Origin of the sequence: Streptomyces sp. NPDC057424, assembly GCF_042803315.1 — a bacterium.
Classification (GTDB): Bacteria; Actinomycetota; Actinomycetes; order Streptomycetales; family Streptomycetaceae; genus Streptomyces.
In genome coordinates this window covers 136,082-153,427 of the sequence record NZ_JBHVCP010000003.1, presented here as the reverse complement: position 1 = coordinate 153,427, position 17,346 = coordinate 136,082, and the positions used below count along the sequence as shown (strand labels likewise).

19 protein-coding genes are annotated in these 17,346 nt (G+C 71.3%); 5 read left to right on the top strand and 14 right to left on the bottom strand.

What is annotated here, in order from left to right:
• Positions 1 to 35 precede the first annotated feature (35 nt).
• On the top strand, positions 36 to 212 hold the full coding sequence (locus tag ACFU3E_RS04560; protein ID WP_384151922.1) for a hypothetical protein: 177 nt from the start codon (positions 36 to 38) through the stop codon (positions 210 to 212).
• Between the two features lie 18 nt (positions 213 to 230).
• On the opposite strand, the gene ACFU3E_RS04555 is transcribed toward ACFU3E_RS04560, so the two are convergent.
• A complete protein-coding gene (locus ACFU3E_RS04555; RefSeq protein WP_384151919.1) occupies positions 231 to 956 on the bottom strand; it encodes a class I SAM-dependent methyltransferase in 726 nt (241 codons plus the stop codon).
• 4 nt (positions 957 to 960) lie between these two features.
• Positions 961 to 1,524, bottom strand: coding sequence for a PadR family transcriptional regulator (locus tag ACFU3E_RS04550; protein ID WP_384151916.1), 564 nt, complete (start codon positions 1,522 to 1,524; stop codon positions 961 to 963).
• A gap of 69 nt (positions 1,525 to 1,593) precedes the next feature.
• Between ACFU3E_RS04550 and ACFU3E_RS04545 the strand changes: the two genes are divergently transcribed.
• The 4 genes from ACFU3E_RS04545 to ACFU3E_RS04530 all read left to right on the top strand — a co-directional run bounded on the left by ACFU3E_RS04545 (position 1,594) and on the right by ACFU3E_RS04530 (position 5,545).
• Complete coding sequence (locus tag ACFU3E_RS04545) at positions 1,594 to 1,992, top strand: nuclear transport factor 2 family protein (RefSeq protein ID WP_384151913.1); 399 nt, start codon at positions 1,594 to 1,596, stop codon at positions 1,990 to 1,992.
• Between the two features lie 70 nt (positions 1,993 to 2,062).
• A complete protein-coding gene (locus tag ACFU3E_RS04540; RefSeq protein WP_384151910.1) occupies positions 2,063 to 2,890 on the top strand; it encodes a class I SAM-dependent methyltransferase in 828 nt (275 codons plus the stop codon).
• A gap of 248 nt (positions 2,891 to 3,138) precedes the next feature.
• The gene (rho, locus tag ACFU3E_RS04535) at positions 3,139 to 4,281 is read left to right on the top strand and encodes a transcription termination factor Rho (RefSeq protein WP_384151907.1); all 1,143 of its coding nucleotides are present in this window, start codon (positions 3,139 to 3,141) and stop codon (positions 4,279 to 4,281) included.
• Between the two features lie 88 nt (positions 4,282 to 4,369).
• Entirely contained in the window at positions 4,370 to 5,545 is a 1,176-nt protein-coding gene (locus ACFU3E_RS04530; RefSeq protein WP_384151904.1) for a D-alanyl-D-alanine carboxypeptidase family protein, read from the top strand.
• A gap of 629 nt (positions 5,546 to 6,174) precedes the next feature.
• On the opposite strand, the gene ACFU3E_RS04525 is transcribed toward ACFU3E_RS04530, so the two are convergent.
• The 12 genes from ACFU3E_RS04525 to ACFU3E_RS04470 form a co-directional block, all read right to left on the bottom strand.
• On the bottom strand, positions 6,175 to 7,098 hold the full coding sequence (locus ACFU3E_RS04525) for a glutaminase (protein WP_384151901.1): 924 nt from the start codon (positions 7,096 to 7,098) through the stop codon (positions 6,175 to 6,177).
• A 43-nt stretch (positions 7,099 to 7,141) separates the two neighbouring features.
• The gene (gene aspA / locus ACFU3E_RS04520) at positions 7,142 to 8,551 is read right to left on the bottom strand and encodes an aspartate ammonia-lyase (RefSeq protein ID WP_384151898.1); all 1,410 of its coding nucleotides are present in this window, start codon (positions 8,549 to 8,551) and stop codon (positions 7,142 to 7,144) included.
• Between the two features lie 107 nt (positions 8,552 to 8,658).
• Complete coding sequence (locus ACFU3E_RS04515; protein ID WP_384151895.1) at positions 8,659 to 9,675, bottom strand: asparaginase; 1,017 nt, start codon at positions 9,673 to 9,675, stop codon at positions 8,659 to 8,661.
• A gap of 32 nt (positions 9,676 to 9,707) precedes the next feature.
• The gene (locus ACFU3E_RS04510; protein WP_384151892.1) at positions 9,708 to 11,150 is read right to left on the bottom strand and encodes an amino acid permease; all 1,443 of its coding nucleotides are present in this window, start codon (positions 11,148 to 11,150) and stop codon (positions 9,708 to 9,710) included.
• Complete coding sequence (locus ACFU3E_RS04505) at positions 11,147 to 11,830, bottom strand: FadR/GntR family transcriptional regulator (RefSeq protein WP_384152250.1); 684 nt, start codon at positions 11,828 to 11,830, stop codon at positions 11,147 to 11,149. The genes ACFU3E_RS04510 and ACFU3E_RS04505 overlap by 4 nt, the downstream gene beginning before the upstream one ends.
• Positions 11,831 to 11,995: 165 nt before the next feature.
• The gene (locus ACFU3E_RS04500; RefSeq protein WP_384151889.1) at positions 11,996 to 12,832 is read right to left on the bottom strand and encodes an undecaprenyl-diphosphate phosphatase; all 837 of its coding nucleotides are present in this window, start codon (positions 12,830 to 12,832) and stop codon (positions 11,996 to 11,998) included.
• Between the two features lie 107 nt (positions 12,833 to 12,939).
• A complete protein-coding gene (gene crcB, locus ACFU3E_RS04495; RefSeq protein ID WP_384151886.1) occupies positions 12,940 to 13,287 on the bottom strand; it encodes a fluoride efflux transporter CrcB in 348 nt (115 codons plus the stop codon).
• Positions 13,284 to 13,664: a DUF190 domain-containing protein gene (locus ACFU3E_RS04490; protein ID WP_384151883.1), complete on the bottom strand. Its 381-nt coding sequence runs from the start codon at positions 13,662 to 13,664 to the stop codon at positions 13,284 to 13,286. Before ACFU3E_RS04490 ends, crcB begins: the two co-directional genes overlap by 4 nt.
• Positions 13,661 to 14,116 (bottom strand): CrcB family protein, encoded by a 456-nt coding sequence (locus ACFU3E_RS04485; RefSeq protein ID WP_384151880.1) that lies wholly within the window; start codon positions 14,114 to 14,116, stop codon positions 13,661 to 13,663. Before ACFU3E_RS04485 ends, ACFU3E_RS04490 begins: the two co-directional genes overlap by 4 nt.
• Positions 14,117 to 14,307: 191 nt before the next feature.
• Entirely contained in the window at positions 14,308 to 15,267 is a 960-nt protein-coding gene (locus tag ACFU3E_RS04480) for an SMP-30/gluconolactonase/LRE family protein (RefSeq protein ID WP_384151877.1), read from the bottom strand.
• A 49-nt stretch (positions 15,268 to 15,316) separates the two neighbouring features.
• Positions 15,317 to 15,574 carry an ArsR/SmtB family transcription factor gene (locus ACFU3E_RS04475; protein WP_384151874.1) on the bottom strand — a complete coding sequence of 86 codons (258 nt, stop codon included), beginning with the start codon at positions 15,572 to 15,574 and terminating at the stop codon, positions 15,317 to 15,319.
• 184 nt (positions 15,575 to 15,758) lie between these two features.
• Positions 15,759 to 17,318, bottom strand: coding sequence for a glycosyl hydrolase 53 family protein (locus ACFU3E_RS04470; RefSeq protein WP_384151871.1), 1,560 nt, complete (start codon positions 17,316 to 17,318; stop codon positions 15,759 to 15,761).
• Positions 17,319 to 17,346: the final 28 nt, after the last annotated feature.

The following is a 17,346-nucleotide window of genomic DNA, read 5'->3' as shown; positions in this document are numbered from 1 at the left end:
CCCTTCCCAGCTGGTTGAGACCAATGCTGGATCTGGTGGCGCATCAAGCCCGCACGGCTACCGAACGTCACCCACAGGAGAGGCGGCATGGGCCCGCACCACCCCGCACGGCCCCCCTGGCGGCCGACGAGGAGCCCCCCTGTGCGCACGGCCCGGTCGGCGACTACGAGAAGACCTTCAACGACGATCTGCTGAACTTCCTGCGCGGCTGACCGGTACCGATCCGGGCCTCAGCCCGGCAACCGGGCCATGACGAGCCGCACCCGGGGGCTGCCGTCCGGTCGCCTTCCGAACTCCGGGAGCGTGTGGAGCTCCACCCGGAAGCCGGCCGCCGCGAGTTCGCGCTGTACGTCCCCGAGGCGGAAGGCGCGGTAGTACATGACGAACGGAGGCCGCCAGAGCGCGTTGCGCACCCGCATCACGGTGTCGAAGCCGAGCAGTGTCCAGTAGCCGAGCGAGCCCGGGCGGGGCGGGGCGACCAGCGGGAACGCGAAGCAGCCTCCCGGCCGCAGGACGGACCGGACCTGGGCGAACAGTCCGGGCAGTTCGCGTGGCAGGAAGTGACCAAAAGCCCCGAAGCTCACCACCAGGTCGAAGGCGGGCGCGAAGGGCAGGGCGCGGGCGTCGGCCCGGACCCAGGAGACCGATGGGCCCCCGGGTCCGACCCGCTCCCGTGCGACGTCGAGCATGCCCGCGCTGAAGTCGACCCCGGTGACGCGCTCCCGGCACACCCGCGCCAGCACGCCGACGCCCGCACCGGTGCCGCAGCACAGGTCGAGTCCGGCGCCGAAGGGCCCGGCTCGCCGCAGTGCCGAGCCGACGGCGTCGAGGACCGCGTCGGGGGTCCGGAACGGCGTGTGGTCGAACTTCGGCGCGAGGAGGTCGTAGCCGCGCTCGACGGACGACAGCGCCTGGACGGCGAGCTCGCGCAGACTGGGGCCTTCGGGGCTGAACATCGGCTCAGCCTAGGGGAGCCCGCTGCTTCAGAACGGTGAGTATGCGCTGGCACCAGCGGACGTTCTCCTCCTCGAAGGCGATGCCGCCCATCAGGGTGAGGTACGGGCCGACGCGGTCGGCCTCCCGGAGGTACTCCTCCTCGCCGCGGCCGGCCAGGAGGCGCTCGCGTACGCGCCGGTAGCGGGCGAGCTTGCCGCGGGCCCATGTCTCGCGCTCCTCGACCAGCGCACGGGTCGCGTCCGGGTCCACGCCGTCCATGGCCTGGATCTTGATGAGGAGTTCGTCGCGGATGGCGGTGGGCCGCCGGGGCGGCGCGGCGGCGAACGTGCACAGGTCCTCACGGCCGGCCTCGGTCAGCGTGAACATGCGCTTGTCGGGGCGCCGTTCCTGGCGCACCACCCTGGCCTCGATCAGTCCGTCCTGGGCGAGGCGCTCCAGTTCCCGGTAGAGCTGCTGCGGGGTCGAGGCCCAGAAGTTGGCCAGCGACACGTCGAACACCTTGGACAGCTCGTACCCCGAGGCCTCGCCCTCCAGGAGCGCCGCCAGAACGGCGTACTTGAGAGACATGTGGACACCGTATCAACAGTTGACTAGTCTAATCCGCACCTACTCAACAAGTTGACCAAGGCGGTTTCGATGCGTGCATTCCGTGAGGCGGTCGAGACGCTCGACCTCGACGCCGCCGAGGCCCTGCTGGCGCCGGACGTGGTCTTCACCAGCCCGGTCGTGTTCAAGCCGTACGCCGGAAAGGCGATCACGGCGGCGATCCTGCGCGCCGTCTCCGGGGTCTTCCAGGACTTCCGCTATGTGCGCGAGATCAACGACGTGAACGGCCGTGATCACGCCCTGGTCTTCACCGCGCGCGTGGGCGACCGGGAGATCAGCGGCTGCGACTTCATCCACGTCGACGAGGACGGGCTCATCGACGAATTCACCGTGATGGTGCGCCCCTTGTCGGGAGCCCAGGCGCTCGCGGCGGCCATGGGCGCGCAGTTCGAGCGGATCGCCGAGGAGGCGCGTGCCCGCTCGAACTGAGCGACACGTCCGGGGATCCGTTTCCCGTGTTCTCCCGGCGCCCGCGGCCGGTTCACGCTTGGATGTCCTCATGACGTCCGCCGAGCACGACCGGCTGATGCGGGCCAACCAGGCGAACTGGGACGCCCGTACGCCCGTCCATCTCGCCAGCCGCTTCTACGGTCTCGACCAGGACCTCGACCCCGAGCGCTGGTTCGCGCCGTTCGAGTGGGAGGACCTCGGCGAGCTGGCCGGGCGTGACGTGCTGCATCTCCAGTGCCACCTCGGCACGGAGACGATCGCCTTCGCGCGGCGCGGCGCCCGGGCCGTCGGCCTGGACTTCTCAGAGGCGTCCGTGGCGGCCGCCCAGGACATCGCGGCACGGGCCGACGCGGACGTGACGTACGTGCGGGCGAACGTGTACGACGCCGTCGAGGCCCTGGGCGGGCGGCGGTTCGACGTCGTCTACACCGGCAAGGGCGCCCTGTGCTACCTCCCCGACCTGGACCGGTGGGCGGAGACCGTCCACCGACTCCTGCGTCCGGGCGGCCGGTTGTACGTCGTCGAGTTCCATCCGCTGCTCAACTCGCTCGGGCCGAAGCCCGCCCCGGGTGAAGGACCCGAGCTGCTCCTGCGCCACGACTACCTGGGCGGCGCCGGTCCGGTGCACCGCGACGGCACCCGCACCTACACGGACGGCCCGGCCGTCGAGGGCGCCACCGACAGTTACGAGTGGATGCACGGAATGGGCGAGGTCGTCAACGCGTTGACGGATACGGGACTCGCCGTGCGGCGCCTGCGGGAAGGCGACGAACTCCCCTGGCCGCGCTGGCCCCAGATGGCCCGTTCGGAGTCCGGCTGGTGGCGGCTGCCCGAGCCGCGGATCCCGTTGCTGTACGGCCTGCTGGCCACTCGCTGAGGTAACCGGCCCCTTTCCACCGCTTTCGGTGGTACAGTGCGAAGAGCACTCGTGCACGCCCCCCTTTGTGGGCGCCGGTGCCAGTTCTTCACTCTCTCCTTCAAATCCAGCACCACGACGTGTTCCGTCGTGTCCGAGGTGCTGTTTCTCCGCCGCCCGGAGGCGTGCCACAGGCCCTCCCCTCGCGGTCATCTCCCCCTCCCTTCGCATGTCTCATGCCTGCCGTCCGTGAAAGGACACCCGTCACCGTGACCACCACACTCGAAAACCCCTCCGTACAGCAGCAGTCCCCGGCCCGGGCCGTGTCCGGCGTCCTCGACATCGACGCGAGCGGAAAGGGGTACCTGCGCGCCGAGAGCTGCCTCCCGTCGCCCGCCGACGCCGCCGTCTCCCCCGCGCTGATCCGCCGGTTCGGTCTGCGCAAAGGCGACCTCGTCGAGGGCGTGCGCGGCGACCGGCGCGGCGTCACCGACGTCGTACAGGCCGGCGGCCGAACACCCGGGACGCCGCGCGACCGGCGCCATTTCCGGGACCTGACGCCGCTGCACCCGCACGAGCGGCTGCGGCTGGAGCACCCGGCCGCCGGACTGGCCGGACGCGTCGTCGACCTGGTCGCGCCGGTCGGCAAGGGCCAGCGCGGGCTCATCGTGGCCCCGCCCAAGACCGGTAAGACCGTCCTTCTCCAGCAGCTGGCCGCCGCCGTCACGGGCAACCACCCCGAGTGCCGGCTGATGATGCTCCTGCTCGACGAGCGGCCCGAGGAGGTCACCGACATGCGGCGCGGCGTGCGGGGCGAGGTGTACGCCTCGACCTTCGACCGCAGCGCCAAGCAGCACATCGCGCTCGCCGAACTCGTGATCGAGCGCGCCAAGCGGCGCGTCGAGGCCGGCGAGGACGTCGTCATTCTCCTCGACTCGCTGACCCGGCTGTGCCGGGCGCACAACAACGCGGCCGCCTCCGGTGGCCGCATCCTCACCGGGGGCGTCGACGCGTCCGCACTGACCGGCCCGAAGCGGTTCTTCGGCGCCGCCCGGTCGGCCGAGGAGGGCGGTTCTCTCACGATCCTCGCGACCGCCCTGGTGGAGACCGGTTCCCGAGCCGACGACTTCTACTTCGAGGAGCTGAAGAGCACCGGCAACATGGAGCTCCGCCTGAGCCGGGACCCGGCGTCCCGGCGCGTGTTCCCGGCCGTCGACATCACCCCGTCCGGTACCCGCCGGGAGGAACTCCTGCTGAACCCGGCCGAGCTGACGGCCGTCCAGGGTCTGCGGCGCGTACTGCAGGGCCGCGACGGGCAGGGCGGCCTGGAGACCCTCCTGGAGCGGATGCGCGAGACACCGGACAACGCCACGTTCCTGCGGCGCGTCCAGCCGACGCTGCCCCCGGGCTGACGCGAGGAGATCATCCATCCGGGTGCTCCCGCGTGGAGTGCGGCCCCGTCGCCGCCGCACGGAGCATGCCGGTTTCTACGTTGATCATATGATCATCGGATTCTCTTCCCGGGTGGCCGTGTCGGCCGGTGCGCTCTGCTTCGCGGGGCTCCTGGCGCTGATGCCCGCGGCGGCGGCCCACCCCGGCGGGACGGAGCCCACCCCGCCGGGCGGGCCTAGGGCCGCGGCACCGCACCCCTCGCTGCTGTACCGTCCCGGCACCCAGGTCCGCCTGCGCGCCGGGGCGTCTCGTGTCCCGAAGGTCTCCGCGCTGTCCTGGGTGGTGGCCGACGCCCGTACCGGCGAGGTCCTCGCCGCACACAACGCACACCGCAAGCTGCCCCCGGCCAGCACCCTGAAGACCCTGTTCGCCCTCACCGTGCTGCCCGGGCTGCCGGCGGGCATCCGGCACACGGTCCGCGAGCGTGAGCTCCGGGGCATCGGTGCAGGCAGCAGCCTGGTCGGGGTCGCCGAGGGCCGCACGTACCGGATCGCCGACCTGTGGCGCGGAGTCTTCCTCAACTCGGGCAACGACGCCGTGCACGTCCTGGCCGAGCTCAACGGCGGCTGGCGGTTCACGGCCGAGCGGATGCAGGCCAAGGCCCGGTCCCTCGGCGCCCTCGACACCCGCGTGGTGTCACCGGACGGCTACGACGCCCCGGGCCAGGTGTCTTCGGCGTACGACCTGGCGGTGTTCGGCCGGGTGGGGCTGCGCAACCCCGACTTCGCCCGGTACTGCGCCACCGTCGAGGCCAGATTTCCCGGCGGAGGCAACTGGTCGTACCCGATCCTCAACACCAACCGGCTGCTGAGCGGTGCCAGAGGTGTGAAGCCGTACCGGGGTCTGATCGGCATCAAGAACGGCTACACCAGCAAGGCCGGCAGCACCCTCATCGCGGCGGCGCGGCGGGACGGGCGCACCCTGGTCGTGACGGTGATGAACCCCCAGGAGGGCGGCGGGTCCGCCGTGTACGAGGAGGCGCGCTCGCTGCTCGACTGGGGCTTCAGGTCGGCCGGGAGGGTCGAGGCGGTGGGCTCGCTCGGCGCACCGCCCACATCCGCACGCCCCGCGGCGGCGACGCCGCCCGCGGTCGCGGCGGCCGTGCCGGAAGAGCACGGGTCCGTCTGGACGGAGGCGGGGCTGATCGCGGGCGCAGCCGGGACGGGTGCGGCGGTCGTGGTGCTGGTGCTGCGGCTTCCGGTCCGCAGGCCCGGCCGGAGCTGACCCACCGGCAGCCACAACGGCAGACCGGTGAACAGCGCGGGCATGATCTTGACCGCGGCCGCGAGTCCGTGCCGGTGCCCACCAGCCGTCTGCGTCCGGTGGCGGGCAGGGTCGCGTCGGTGAGGACGAGTGCCGGCAGCCACAGGCTGACGTCGAACCAGGCGCGCAGCAGGGGCACGGTCGCGGTGAAGACCGTCACCAGCGTGGCGAGGGCGAGCACCAGCAGCGGCCGGCCCCAGGTGCTGCTGCACGGCGGCGCCGCGAGGGCGGTCGGGCCGCCGGGGACGAGCCGAGGAAGTCCGCGGTCGGTGCCCGGCTCGGCCGGCGGGGCGGCATGTCCCCGGCCGCGGCTGCCGGGCCGGTCGGGCTTTCACGAGATGACCGACGCCTACGTGGCCGTCGCACCCGCCCCCGGGCATCGAGGACCTCAGCGGAGCCCACGCTCCTCGTGGTCGGCGACACGGACTTCCCGCACGTCGAGCACGCCGCCGACATGCGGACCTGATCCACGGCGCCCTGCCGGCGGTGCTCCCGGACACCCCGCCCCATGGCGTTCATGCGGCGTAGGGAGCCGCCGGGGCTCGAGGAGTCCCTCGGCTGAGGGGTCCCGGTCGGGGTGACGCCGGCGGTCAGAAGACCGACAGACCGGTCAGGGTCGTGAAGCGGTCGAGCGCCGCCACTCCCGCCACCGAGTTGCCCCGCTCGTCCAGGCCCGGGCTCCACACGCACAGGCTGCAGCGGCCGGGGACGACCGCGATGATCCCGCCGCCCACACCGCTCTTGCCGGGCAGGCCCACGCGGTACGCGAACTCGCCCGCCGCGTCGTACGTGCCGCAGGTCAGCATGATCGCGTTGATCTGCTTGGCCTGGCTGCGGCTGAGCAGGCGGGTGCCGTCGGCGCGGATACCGTGCCGGGCGAGGAAGCTCGTGGCGAGGGCGAGGTCGGCGCAGGACGCGGCGATCGAGCACTGGCGGAAGTACTGCTCCAGGAGCGTCGGAACGGGGTTGTCGATGTTTCCGTACGACGCCATGAAGTGACCGAGCGCGGCGTTGCGGTCGCCGTGGCCGGACTCGGAGGCGGCGACCTCCTTGTCGAAGGTCAGCTCCGGGTTGCCGCTCTCCGCCCGCAGGAACGCCAGCAGTTCGCCCGACGCGTCGCCGGTACGGGTGTGCAGCCGGTCGGTGACGACGAGGGCGCCCGCGTTGATGAACGGGTTGCGCGGGATGCCGTTCTCGTACTCCAGCTGGACGAGGGAGTTGAAGGGGTTGCCGGAGGGCTCGCGGCTCACGTGCTCCCACAGGGCGTCGCCCTCGCGGGCCAGGTCGAGGGCGAGGGTGAAGACCTTGGTGAGGGACTGCGCGGAGAACGGCTGCCGCCAGTCCCCCACTCCGTACACCGTGCCGTCGAGGTCGGCGACGGCCATGCCGAAGCGGCGCGGGTCGCAGGCGGCGAGCGCCGGGATGTAGTCGGCGGGCCGGCCGCGGCCGGGGGTCCGCTCGATCTCCTCCGCGATGCGCTCCAGGACCGGCTGGAAGGTCGTCGACGATGCCATGATCACTATTGTCCCTCTGCCGCTCCCGGCGCGCTCCGGCGGGTCAGGCCGTGGCCCGGCCGCTGCCCGCCAGGACCTCGGGGCGCAGCAGGCCTGCGAGTGTCTCGGCGGGGAGCAGGCCCTTCTCCAGGACGAGTTCGGCCACCCCCCGGCCGGTGGCGAGGGCCTCCTTGGCGATGTCGGTGGCGGCTGTGTAGCCGATGTGCGGGTTGAGGGCGGTGACCAGGCCGATGGAGTTCTCGACGCTGGTGCGCAGCGCCTCGGTGTTGGCGGTGATGCCGGACACGCAGCGTTCGGCCAGGATCACGCAGGCGTTGCGCAGATGCGTGAGGGACTCCGAGAGGGAGTGCAGGATGATCGGTTCGAAGGCGTTGAGCTGGAGCTGTCCGGCCTCGGCGGCCATGGTGATGGTGACGTCGTTGCCGATGACCTCGAAGGCGACCTGGTTGACGACCTCGGGTATCACCGGGTTGACCTTGCCGGGCATGATCGACGAACCGGCCTGCACGGGCGGCAGGTTGATCTCGCCGAGCCCGGCGCGCGGGCCGGAGGACAGCAGGCGCAGGTCGTTGCAGCTCTTGGAGAGCTTGACCGCGATGCGCTTGAGCACGCCGGACATCTGGACGAAGGCGCCGCAGTCCTGGGTCGCCTCGACCAGGTTGGCCGCCGTCACCAGGGGCAGTCCGGTGACGGCCGCGAGGTGGCGGCGGGCCGCCTCGGCGTATCCGGCGGGGGCGTTGAGGCCGGTGCCGATGGCGGTCGCGCCGAGGTTGATCTCATGGATCAGCTGGACGGCCTCGGCGAGCCGGGACCGGTCCTCGTCCAGCATGACGGCATAGGCCGAGAACTCCTGGCCCAGCGTCATGGGTACCGCGTCCTGCAACTGTGTACGGCCCATCTTGAGCACGTCGCGGAACTCGACGGCCTTGCGGGCGAACGTGTCCTGCAGGACGGACATCGCGTCGAGCAGGCCGCGCACCGCGAACACCGTCGCGATCTTGACGGCGGTCGGGTAGACGTCGTTGGTGGACTGGCCGAGGTTGACGTCCTCGTTCGGGTGCAGGAAGCCGTACGCGCCCTTGGCGTGGCCCAGCAGTTCCAGCGCCCGGTTCGCCACGACCTCGTTGGCGTTCATGTTGGTGGAGGTGCCGGCGCCGCCCTGGACGACGTCGACGACGAACTGGTCGTGCAGCTTTCCGTCGCGGATCTCGCGGCAGGCCTCGACGATGGCGGCGGCCTTCCTCGGGTCCAGCAGGCCGAGTTCCTCGTTGGCGAGGGCGGCGGCCTCCTTGACGGCGGCGAGGGCGTCGATCAGGTGCGGGTATGCGGAGATGGGCATGCCGGTGATGGGGAAGTTCTCCGTGGCCCGCAGGGTGTGCACACCCCAGTAAGCGTCGGCGGGAACGTCACGGTCGCCGAGCAGGTCGTGCTCGGAGCGGGTGGCGGCGGTCATGACGGTGAGGGTCCTCTTTCTGAGGGAAGTGAGGGTGGGTGGGTGCGCCCCTCGGGGGCGCGGGGAACTGTGCGGCCAGCCACATGCGGCCCGCAGCCGCCGGTGCGTCAGGCGCGAGCCGCACCGGCGACCGGCTCCAGCGAACGGACGGGCCGCACTCGCCCGACCTCCCGCCCACCGCCGAGAAGCGGCTCGCCCTGAAACTCGGTGAGCAGCTCCGGGTCGACGCCTGCCCAGGCCAGCGCGGCGGCAGCCACCGGGATCCGCGCCCGGTTCGCACCGTCGGCGATCTTCACCGCCACGGCCCGGCCATCGGGCAGCGCGGCGACCTGCACACCCTCGAAGCCGTCCTTGGTGAGGAGCCCCGGCACGGCCCGCATCAGGGCGGCGACGTCCCGCCCGGAGCCGGAGACCATCTCGGCGTGTTCGCGCACGGCGTCGGCGACCCGGGCCTCGGGCGTGCCCGGTGCGGCGGTGGTGATCCGGGCGGTGGCCCGGGCGAGGCCGTGCAGGGAGACGGAGAACAGGGGCGCGCCGCAGCCGTCGACGGTGACCTGGGCGATGCGCTGCCCGGTGAGGTCCTCGACGATCTCGGCGACGGCCTGCTGGAGCGGGTGGCCGGGGTCGAGGTAGTTCTCCAGGGGCCAGCCGTTGAGCATGCAGGTGTAGAGCATGGCCGCGTGCTTGCCGGAGCAGTTCTGGGCGAGCCGTGAGGGGAGCCGGCCCTCGCGCACCCAGGCGTCCCGGACGACCGGGTCGAACGGCAGGTCCGTGACGTTGCGCAGATGCTCCTCGGTGAGCCCGGCGAGGTCGAGGATGCGCCGGGCACCGGCGAGGTGGCGGTCCTCGCCGGAGTGGCTGGCGGCCGTCAGCGACAGCAGTTCGCCGTCGAGCGGCAGCCCGGCCCGGACCATGGCCACGGCCTGGAGGGGCTTGAGCGCGGAGCGCGGGTAGAAGGCGGCCTCGACGTCTCCGATCTGGAGCCGGACCTGTCCGTCGGCGCCGAGGACGACGACGGAGCCGTAGTGGATGCCTTCGACGATTCCGCCGCGTATGAGGTGGGCGACGGGGGCGTGGACGGGTTCACGGACAAGGGGTGCGTCCGCGAGGGAACTACTGAACATCACTGCCTGCTTCTCGTGGAGCGTCGCGCGCCTCACGCGTCGGCTCCGGTGGTGGACTTGCGCGCGATACGGCCGCGGATGCCGAACCATCCGACGACCAGGGCCCCGACGATCAGCGGCAGGCACAGCACGGTGGTGCGTCCCGCGCCGCCGTCGGCGTACATGAGGACCAGGACGGAGGCGAGGAACGCCAGCGTCACGATCTCGGTCCAGGGAGAGCCCGGGAGCCGGTAGGCCGGGCGGGTCAGCTCGCCCTTCTGGGTCTTCTGCCAGAAGAGGAGGTGACAGATCATGATCATGCCCCAGGTGGCGAGGATGCCGATCGCGGCGAAGTTCAGCACGATCTCGAACGCCTCGGCGGGCACGACGAAGTTGAGGCCGACGCCCAGGACGCAGATGCCGCTGGTGAGCAGGATGCCGCCGTAGGGAACCTGGCTGCGGCTCATCACCGACGTGAACTGGGGCGCGGAGCCGGCCATGGCCATGGAGCGCAGGATGCGGCCCGTGGAGTAGAGGCCGGAGTTGAGGGAGGACATGGCGGCGGTGAGGACGACGAGGTTCATCACGTCGCCGGCCGCCGGGATGCCGATGTTGGACAGCACCGTCACGAAGGGGCTCTCTCCGGCGGTGTACTTGTTCCACGGCAGCAGCATCGACAGCAGCACGACCGAGCCGACGTAGAACACACCGACCCGCCACATGATCGAGTTGATCGCCTTCGGCATGATCTTCTCGGGGTTCTCGGTCTCACCGGCGGCGACGCCGACCAGCTCGACGGAGGCGTAGGCGAAGACGACGCCCTGGATGATCAGCAGCATGGGCAGCAGGCCGTGCGGGAAGATGCCCCCGCTGTCGCTGATCAGGGACGGGCCGGGGCTGTGGCCGTCGACGGGGTGCTGGGTGACCAGCAGGAAGATGCCGATGCACATGAAGACGACCAGCGCGCCGACCTTGATGATGGCGAACCAGAACTCCAGCTCGCCGAATATCTTCACCGAGATCAGGTTCACGGTGAGCACCACGGCCAGCGCGATCAGCGCGATGACCCACTGCGGGATGTCGGAGAACATGCCCCAGTAGTGGGTGTAGGTGGCGACGGCGGTGATGTCGGCGATGCCGGTGGTCGCCCAGTTGAGGAAGTACATCCAGCCGGCGGTGTAGGCGCCCTTCTCCCCCATGAACTCACGGGCGTAGGAGACGAAGGCGCCGGAGGAGGGCCGGTACAGCACGAGTTCGCCGAGGGCGCGCACGACGAGGAAGGCGAAGAGGCCGCAGACCGCGTAGGCGAGGAAGAGGGAGGGGCCGGCGTCGGCGAGGCGGCCGCCGGCGCCGAGGAAGAGGCCGGTGCCGATGGCGCCGCCGATGGCGATCATGTTGACGTGCCGGGACTTCAGGGACTTGCTGTAGCCCTCGTCTCCGGCGTCGACATGGCCGGAACGTTTCTGCACATCGTCGTGCAGGGACTGCTCGCTCACGCCTGGGGGTCACCTTCCGTGGGGAGGTCCGAGTCCGTGCGCGGGGAACGCACGATGTCAGTGAGGGTGGTCTCGACGCGGTCGAGGTGGTGAGACATGGCCTCCACCGCGTCGTTCTCGGAACCGTCGGTCAGCGCCTCGACGATCGCCCGGTGCTCGCGGTTGGACTGCTCACGGCGGCCGCCCAGCTCGTTGAGGAAGGCGGACTGGCGGGCCAGCGCGTCCCGGATCTCCTCGATGACCCGGCGGAAGACCGGGTTCTGGGCGGCCTCGGCCACGGCGAGGTGGAACAGCGTGTCCATGGCGACCCAGGCGGTGGTGTCCGTCTCCCGTTCCATCCGGTCCAGGAGGTGGGCCAGGTGGTCGAGGTTCTCCGGGGTGCGGCGCCGGGCCGCGTACCCGGCGACCGGGATCTCGACGTGGCGGCGCACCTCCAGCAGGTCGCTGGCCGAGTAGTCGCCGAAGGTGGGGTCCTCGACGGCACTGGCGACGACGAAGGTGCCCTTGCCGGTCCTGGAGACGGTCAGGCCCATGGTCTGCAGCGCCCTGAGCGCCTCGCGCAGCACGGGCCGGGAGACCTCCAGGGTGCGGCACAGCTCCGCCTCCGAGGGGAGCTTGTCGCCGATGGCGTAGTCGCCGCGCTCGATGGCGTCGCGCAGGTAGGCCAGCACCGCTTCCATGGCACTGACCCGCCGCACGGGCTGTCCGGCTGTCCGGCTGTCTGACAGGTTCACGGGAGTGATCCTGCGGGGCCCGGGAGGCGCCTGTCAAGCGGGCCGGAACAAAACGTCCAGGGGCCGGGAGGGCCGCGCCCGAACTCCCCGCCACCAGGCCGCACGGGACCGTCAGCTGCTGAGCACACCCGCTCCGAGCAGGCCGAACAGCAGCACGCCCACGACGATCCGGTAGATCACGAAGGCGTTGAAGGAGTGTTTGGCCACGAACTTCAGCAGCCAGGCGATGGAGGCGTAGGCCACGACGAACGACACGGCCGTGCCGACGGCGAGCGGCGCCGCGCCCACCCCGGTGCCCAGGGCGTCCTTGAGCTCGTAGAGGCCGGCGCCGGTCAGGGCGGGGATACCGAGGAAGAACGACAGCCGGGTGGCGGCGACGCGGTCCAGGTCGAGGATGAGCGCGGTGGACATGGTGGCGCCGGAGCGGGAGAAGCCGGGGAAGAGCAGGGCGAGGATCTGGGAGCTGCCGACCAGCATGGCGTCCTTGAACGAGGTGTCGTCCTCGCCGCGCTTGTGCCGGCCCATTTGGTCCGCCGCCCACATCACCCCGCTGCCGACGATCAGCGAGCCGGCGACCACCCACAGCGAGGCGAGCGGGCCCTCGATGAGCGGCTTCGCGGCGAGCCCGACGGCGACGATTGGGATGGTCGCACAGATGACCCACCAGGCGAACCTGTAGTCGTGGTGGTACCGCTCCTCACGGTCGCGCAGGCCCCTCCCCCAGGCGGAGACGATCCGCACGATGTCCTGGAAGAAGTACACGAGCACCGCGGCGATCGCGCCGACCTGGATGACGGCCGAGAACCCGACCACGGCGTCGTCGTCGACGGGGATGCCCATCAGCCCCTCGACGATCTTCAGATGGCCGGTGGAGGAAACGGGCAGGAACTCGGTCACCCCCTCGACGGCTCCGAGGACGACGGCCTGACCGAGGCTGATGACACTCATGGGATCCAGTTCTGATCGAGGAGCAGGGGAGCGGAGGGAACCGTCCTACTACACGCGGGCGAGGACGGCGTTCACGTACTCGTCTCACCCGCACCCCTGCACGCGCCTCACATGCGCGCGAGCGCCGCCCCCGCGAACGCCGCCCCGAGCCCGGCCACCACGGTCGCCGCCACGTTGACGGCCGCCTGACGGCGAGCCCCTGTCTCGGCCAGCCGCAGCGTCTCGTAGGAGAACGTCGAGTAGGTCGTCAGAGCCCCGCACAGACCGGTGCCGAGCAGCAGCTGAAGGTGTGTGGCGGCTCCGGTGAGCAGGCCGAGGATCAGGCAGCCGGTGACGTTCACCGCGAAGGTGCCCCAGGGGAAGACCGAGTCGTGCCGCGCCTGGACCGCCCGGTCGGTGAGGTAGCGCAGCGGGGCGCCGACCATAGCGCCGCCGACGACCAGCAGCCAGTTCACAACGACTTCTTACCCTTCGTGTCCGTCGGGCCGGGCGTGTCGTCCCGGCCGGTGTACCGGATGACCTCGCAGTCGTCGAGCGTCACCAGTCCCTCGGTGACCAGTTCGTCGAGGTGCGGCAGGAAGGCGCGGACGCGCGCCTCGGTGTCGACGATCACCACGGCGATCGGCAGGTCCTCGCTCAGGGACAGCAACCGCGAGGTGTGGATCAGGGAGGAGGTTCCGAAGCCCTCGATGCCACGGAAGACGCTGGCGCCCGCGAGGCCCGCCGCATGGGCCCGGTGGACGATCTCCGAGTAGAGGGGTTTGTGGTGCCAGGTGTCGCTCTCGCCGACGAAGACGGTCAGGCGCAGGCCCCTGCCGGTCAGCCTCGTCATCGTTGCCTGCCTTTCAGGACACGGCGGGTCGTACCGGCCGCGAGCCACACCGCTGCGAGCGCGGCGAGCGGGGTCGCGGCGAGGTAGGCCAGGCCGGTGCCGCCATGGCCGCCGTCGATGAGTCCGCGGATGTCGACGGCGTACGTCGAGAAGGTGGTGAAGCCGCCGAGGACACCGGTGCCGAAGAAGGGGCGGACCAGGGGGTGGGCCATCCGGACCTCGGTGACGACCGCCATGAACACGCCGATGACGGCGCAGCCGGCGACGTTGACCCAGAGGGTCGTCCAGGGGAAGCCGCCGGCGGGCGAGGGCCACCAGAGGGAGGCGGTGTAACGGGCGGCCGCCCCCGCTCCCCCACCGAGTGCCACGACCGCCACGACGGGCGCCTGGGCGCGCCAGGAAGGCCGGGGCGGTGTGGAGGCCTGAACGCGGAGGCTCTCGGGGGATGTCACGGGGGTGTGCCTCCTACTCGCCGGGAGCCCGGGGCCGTACGGGCGCGTGCCGTCGCAAGTAGGGACCGTTGGCGGCATCCATGCCGCGGTTCGGGTACGGCGGGCCCCACCGCCGCGCCGCGAGAGGGTCGCGGCCGGAGTTCAGGTTAACCCCGGTTCGGGGTGGGGGCACTACGAGGTGGGCGGTGACGTCACTTCGGGGCAGGTGGCTCGCAGACCGCCACGCCCCGTTCCCGGATGCTGCCCAGGACCAGGTGCCCGCCCGCTTCGCAGACGCTGGTGGCCATGCGGTAGCCGGAGCGGCGGCGGGCGAGATGGTGGACGACCCGGCCCTGGTCGTCGAAGGCCTGGAGGGCGATCGTGCCGGTGGGGCGGAACGGGGCGCGTACGGCCATGCGCGCTGCGGCGGCACGGACGCCGGGCGCGCCGCGGTGGAGCAGGTCGAGGGCCGGTACGCGGGGTCCGGCGAGCGCGACCCAGATCGGTCCGTCGGGTGCGCCGCGCCAGAGGTTGTCGGGCATGCCCGGCAGGTTCTCGGCGAACTGCTCGCTCCGCCCGGCCTTCGGCCCGGTGAGCCAGTGGCGCAGGAGCCGGCAGGCGCCGGTCTCGGCGACGAGGAGGAAGGACTCGTCAGCGCCGACGGCGACCCCGTTGGCGAACTGCAGGCCGTCCAGCACCACCTCGGGTGTGTCACCACCGGGGGCGAGCCGCAGCAGCCTCCCGGTCCCGGTGTGTTCGACGATGTCGCCGATCCAGTGCTCCAAGGGGTACCGGCGGCTGGAGACGGTGAAGTAGACGCTGCCGTCGGAGAGGGACACGGCGTTGCTGCAGAAGCGCAGCGGTTCCCCCGCCACCGAGTCGGCGAGGATGCGGACCGTGCCGTCGCCGGTGTCGACGCGCAGCAGGCCGCGCTCGGCGTCGCAGACCAGCAGGTCGCCGTCCGGGAGGAGTTCGAGCCCGAGCGGCCTGCCGCCGGTCTCTGCGATCACCTCGACGCGGACCTCGACCGGGTCGGCGAGGGCGTCGAGCCGCAGGATGCGGCCGTCCCCGACGCCGGTGAGGACGCGACCGCGCGGGTCGGCGACCACGTCCTCGGGGCCGGGGCCCACCGCGACGTAGTGGCAGGGGACGAGTTCCGTGGGACGGTCCATGGCGCGCGGGTCCTTCACCATCGGGGGCGGTACCGCTGAACCGGGTCGCCTACCAGCCCTTCTCAAACATCCGGGCGACCTCGGCGATCCGCATGTCGTCGCGGTGGTAGCGCACGCGGCCAGCGGACCTGCTGGTGCGCAGCATGCCGGTGGCATCGAGCAGCCGGAGATGGGTGACGGCGACCGGGCGCGGTATCGAGAACCGCTCGGCGACGGCGTCCGCGGTGACACCGTCCGCCGCGGGACCGGGTTCCTTCAGCCAGGCCAGGATGCGGAGCCGTGTCTCGTCTGTGGGAGTCCTCAGCATGTCGTGCCCCTGCCTCGCAGCTCGCCCTCTCCCCGCGTTTTCCCACTCTCTCGCAGCGGACACCGTGGCGTCCCGGGCTTCGCCATCGTTGACCGATACCGAACTGCCGGATCCCAGAGCGGAGTTCGGACAGGGGGACGACGAGGAGAAGGGCCCGGGAAGCCGGGGCCCTTCTCCCGGGGGCTCAGCGGTGCCGGAACCAGGACATCGACGAGAGCGCCCGGTCGTCGTAGCCGAACAGCGCCTGGTTCTCCCAGCCGTTGCCGGAGGAGGCGTCGGTCGGGTCCCAGCCGTTGCCGGCGACCGCGGTCCAGGTCGCCTCCCAGCAGAAGACGCCGAGGCCACGGCCGTTCGGGACGGCCTCCACGATGCTCATCATGTCGTTCATCCACCGGGTCTGGCCGGTCACGCTCGCGGGGTAGCCGGGGACCAGCTCGCCACCGGTGTTGACGATGTTCTCGTGCGCGTCCTCGCTGTCCAGGCGGAACGGGTAGGCGGTCTCGGCGACGAAGACCGGCTTGCCGTAGCGGGAGGCCGCGTCGTCGAGGGTCGTCTGGAAGTCGGCCAGGGTGCCGTGCCAGTAGCCGTAGAAGGACAGGCCGATCGCGTCGAACTTCACGCCGTTCGAGCGCGCGCCGTCGAACCACCGGCGGGTGCCGTCCAGGTCACCACCCTCGGCGAGGTGCAGGGCCACGGTGGTGGAGGAGTTGACCGCCTTGACCGCGTCGTAGCCGGAGTTGAGAAGACCGGCCAGCTGCGTCCAGTGGGAGGTGGATCCCTCGTTCCACAGCATGCCGCCGTTGATCTCGTTGCCGACCTGGACCATGTCGGCGGTGGTGCCCTGCGCCTTCAGGGCGTTCAGCACGTCGTACGTGTGGTTGTACACGTCCGTCTTCAGTTGGGCGTACGAGTGTCCGGCCCAGGCGGCGGGCTTGTCCTGGCGTCCCGGGTCGGCCCAGAAGTCCGAGTAATGGAAGTCGACCAGCAGCTTCATGCCCTGCGCCTTGACGCGCTTGGCCGTGGCCAGGACGCGGGCCTTGTCGTTGAAGCCGTCGGCCGGGTTCACCCAGACCTTGAGGCGCGCGTAGTTCATGCCGTTCGACTTGAGGACGGCCAGGGGGTCGCCGGCGGCGCCCGAGCCGGTGCGGTAGACGCCGCCCTTGGCCTCGCTCTTGGCCAGGGACGAGATGTCGGCACCCTTGATCGACGTACCGGACGTGCCGGATGTGAAGGTCAGGTCGTCGACATTGATCCAGTTGCCGGCGTTCGCGTCACTGTTGACGCTGATCGTGCACTGGTTGCCGGTCACATTGACCGGCACGACGATCCGGATCCACCCGCTGGAGGAGACGGGCAGGTCGGTGCGCTGTTCGACGCCGCCGCAGTTCTTCAGCGCCATGTACGCGGAGTTCTGCCCGCCGCCGGAGCGCACCCAGGCGGTGAGCCTGTAGTTCCCGTTGGTGAGTCCGGACAGGTACTGGTAGGTCTCCACCGTGTAGGCGGTGGAGGCCCAGTGGCTCAGGCGGTAGCTGCCGCCGTGGCCGCCGGACTCGGTGAACGAGGCACCGGCGTCGCCGTATTCGGACCAGCCGCTCGGGGTCGCGGCGCCCGCGCCGTCGGCTTCGAAGCCGCCGTTGGTCAGCGTGTTCGCGGCGTGGGCGGAGGTGGCGGGCAGGGCGGTGAGGGCGAGACCCGCGGCGAGCGGGAGCAGCAGGGCCCGGAGGGTGCGTCTGGGATGGAACATCGTCGTCCGTCGTCCCTTCGACGTGGAG

Excerpts from the sequence above, each read along its gene's own strand:
- ACFU3E_RS04555 (WP_384151919.1), bottom strand. The coding sequence starts at position 956 with ATGTTCAGCCCCGAAGGCCCCAGTCTGCGCGAGCTCGCCGTCCAGGCG.
- ACFU3E_RS04550 (WP_384151916.1), bottom strand. The coding sequence starts at position 1,524 with ATGTCTCTCAAGTACGCCGTTCTGGCGGCGCTCCTGGAGGGCGAGGCC.
- ACFU3E_RS04545 (WP_384151913.1), top strand. The coding sequence starts at position 1,594 with ATGCGTGCATTCCGTGAGGCGGTCGAGACGCTCGACCTCGACGCCGCC.
- ACFU3E_RS04540 (WP_384151910.1), top strand. The coding sequence starts at position 2,063 with ATGACGTCCGCCGAGCACGACCGGCTGATGCGGGCCAACCAGGCGAAC.
- ACFU3E_RS04530 (WP_384151904.1), top strand. The coding sequence starts at position 4,370 with ATGATCATCGGATTCTCTTCCCGGGTGGCCGTGTCGGCCGGTGCGCTC.
- ACFU3E_RS04525 (WP_384151901.1), bottom strand. The coding sequence starts at position 7,098 with ATGGCATCGTCGACGACCTTCCAGCCGGTCCTGGAGCGCATCGCGGAG.
- aspA (WP_384151898.1), bottom strand. The coding sequence starts at position 8,551 with ATGACCGCCGCCACCCGCTCCGAGCACGACCTGCTCGGCGACCGTGAC.
- ACFU3E_RS04515 (WP_384151895.1), bottom strand. The coding sequence starts at position 9,675 with ATGTTCAGTAGTTCCCTCGCGGACGCACCCCTTGTCCGTGAACCCGTC.
- ACFU3E_RS04505 (WP_384152250.1), bottom strand. The coding sequence starts at position 11,830 with ATGGAAGCGGTGCTGGCCTACCTGCGCGACGCCATCGAGCGCGGCGAC.
- ACFU3E_RS04500 (WP_384151889.1), bottom strand. The coding sequence starts at position 12,832 with ATGAGTGTCATCAGCCTCGGTCAGGCCGTCGTCCTCGGAGCCGTCGAG.
- ACFU3E_RS04490 (WP_384151883.1), bottom strand. The coding sequence starts at position 13,664 with ATGACGAGGCTGACCGGCAGGGGCCTGCGCCTGACCGTCTTCGTCGGC.
- ACFU3E_RS04480 (WP_384151877.1), bottom strand. The coding sequence starts at position 15,267 with ATGGACCGTCCCACGGAACTCGTCCCCTGCCACTACGTCGCGGTGGGC.
- ACFU3E_RS04475 (WP_384151874.1), bottom strand. The coding sequence starts at position 15,574 with ATGCTGAGGACTCCCACAGACGAGACACGGCTCCGCATCCTGGCCTGG.
- ACFU3E_RS04470 (WP_384151871.1), bottom strand. The coding sequence starts at position 17,318 with ATGTTCCATCCCAGACGCACCCTCCGGGCCCTGCTGCTCCCGCTCGCC.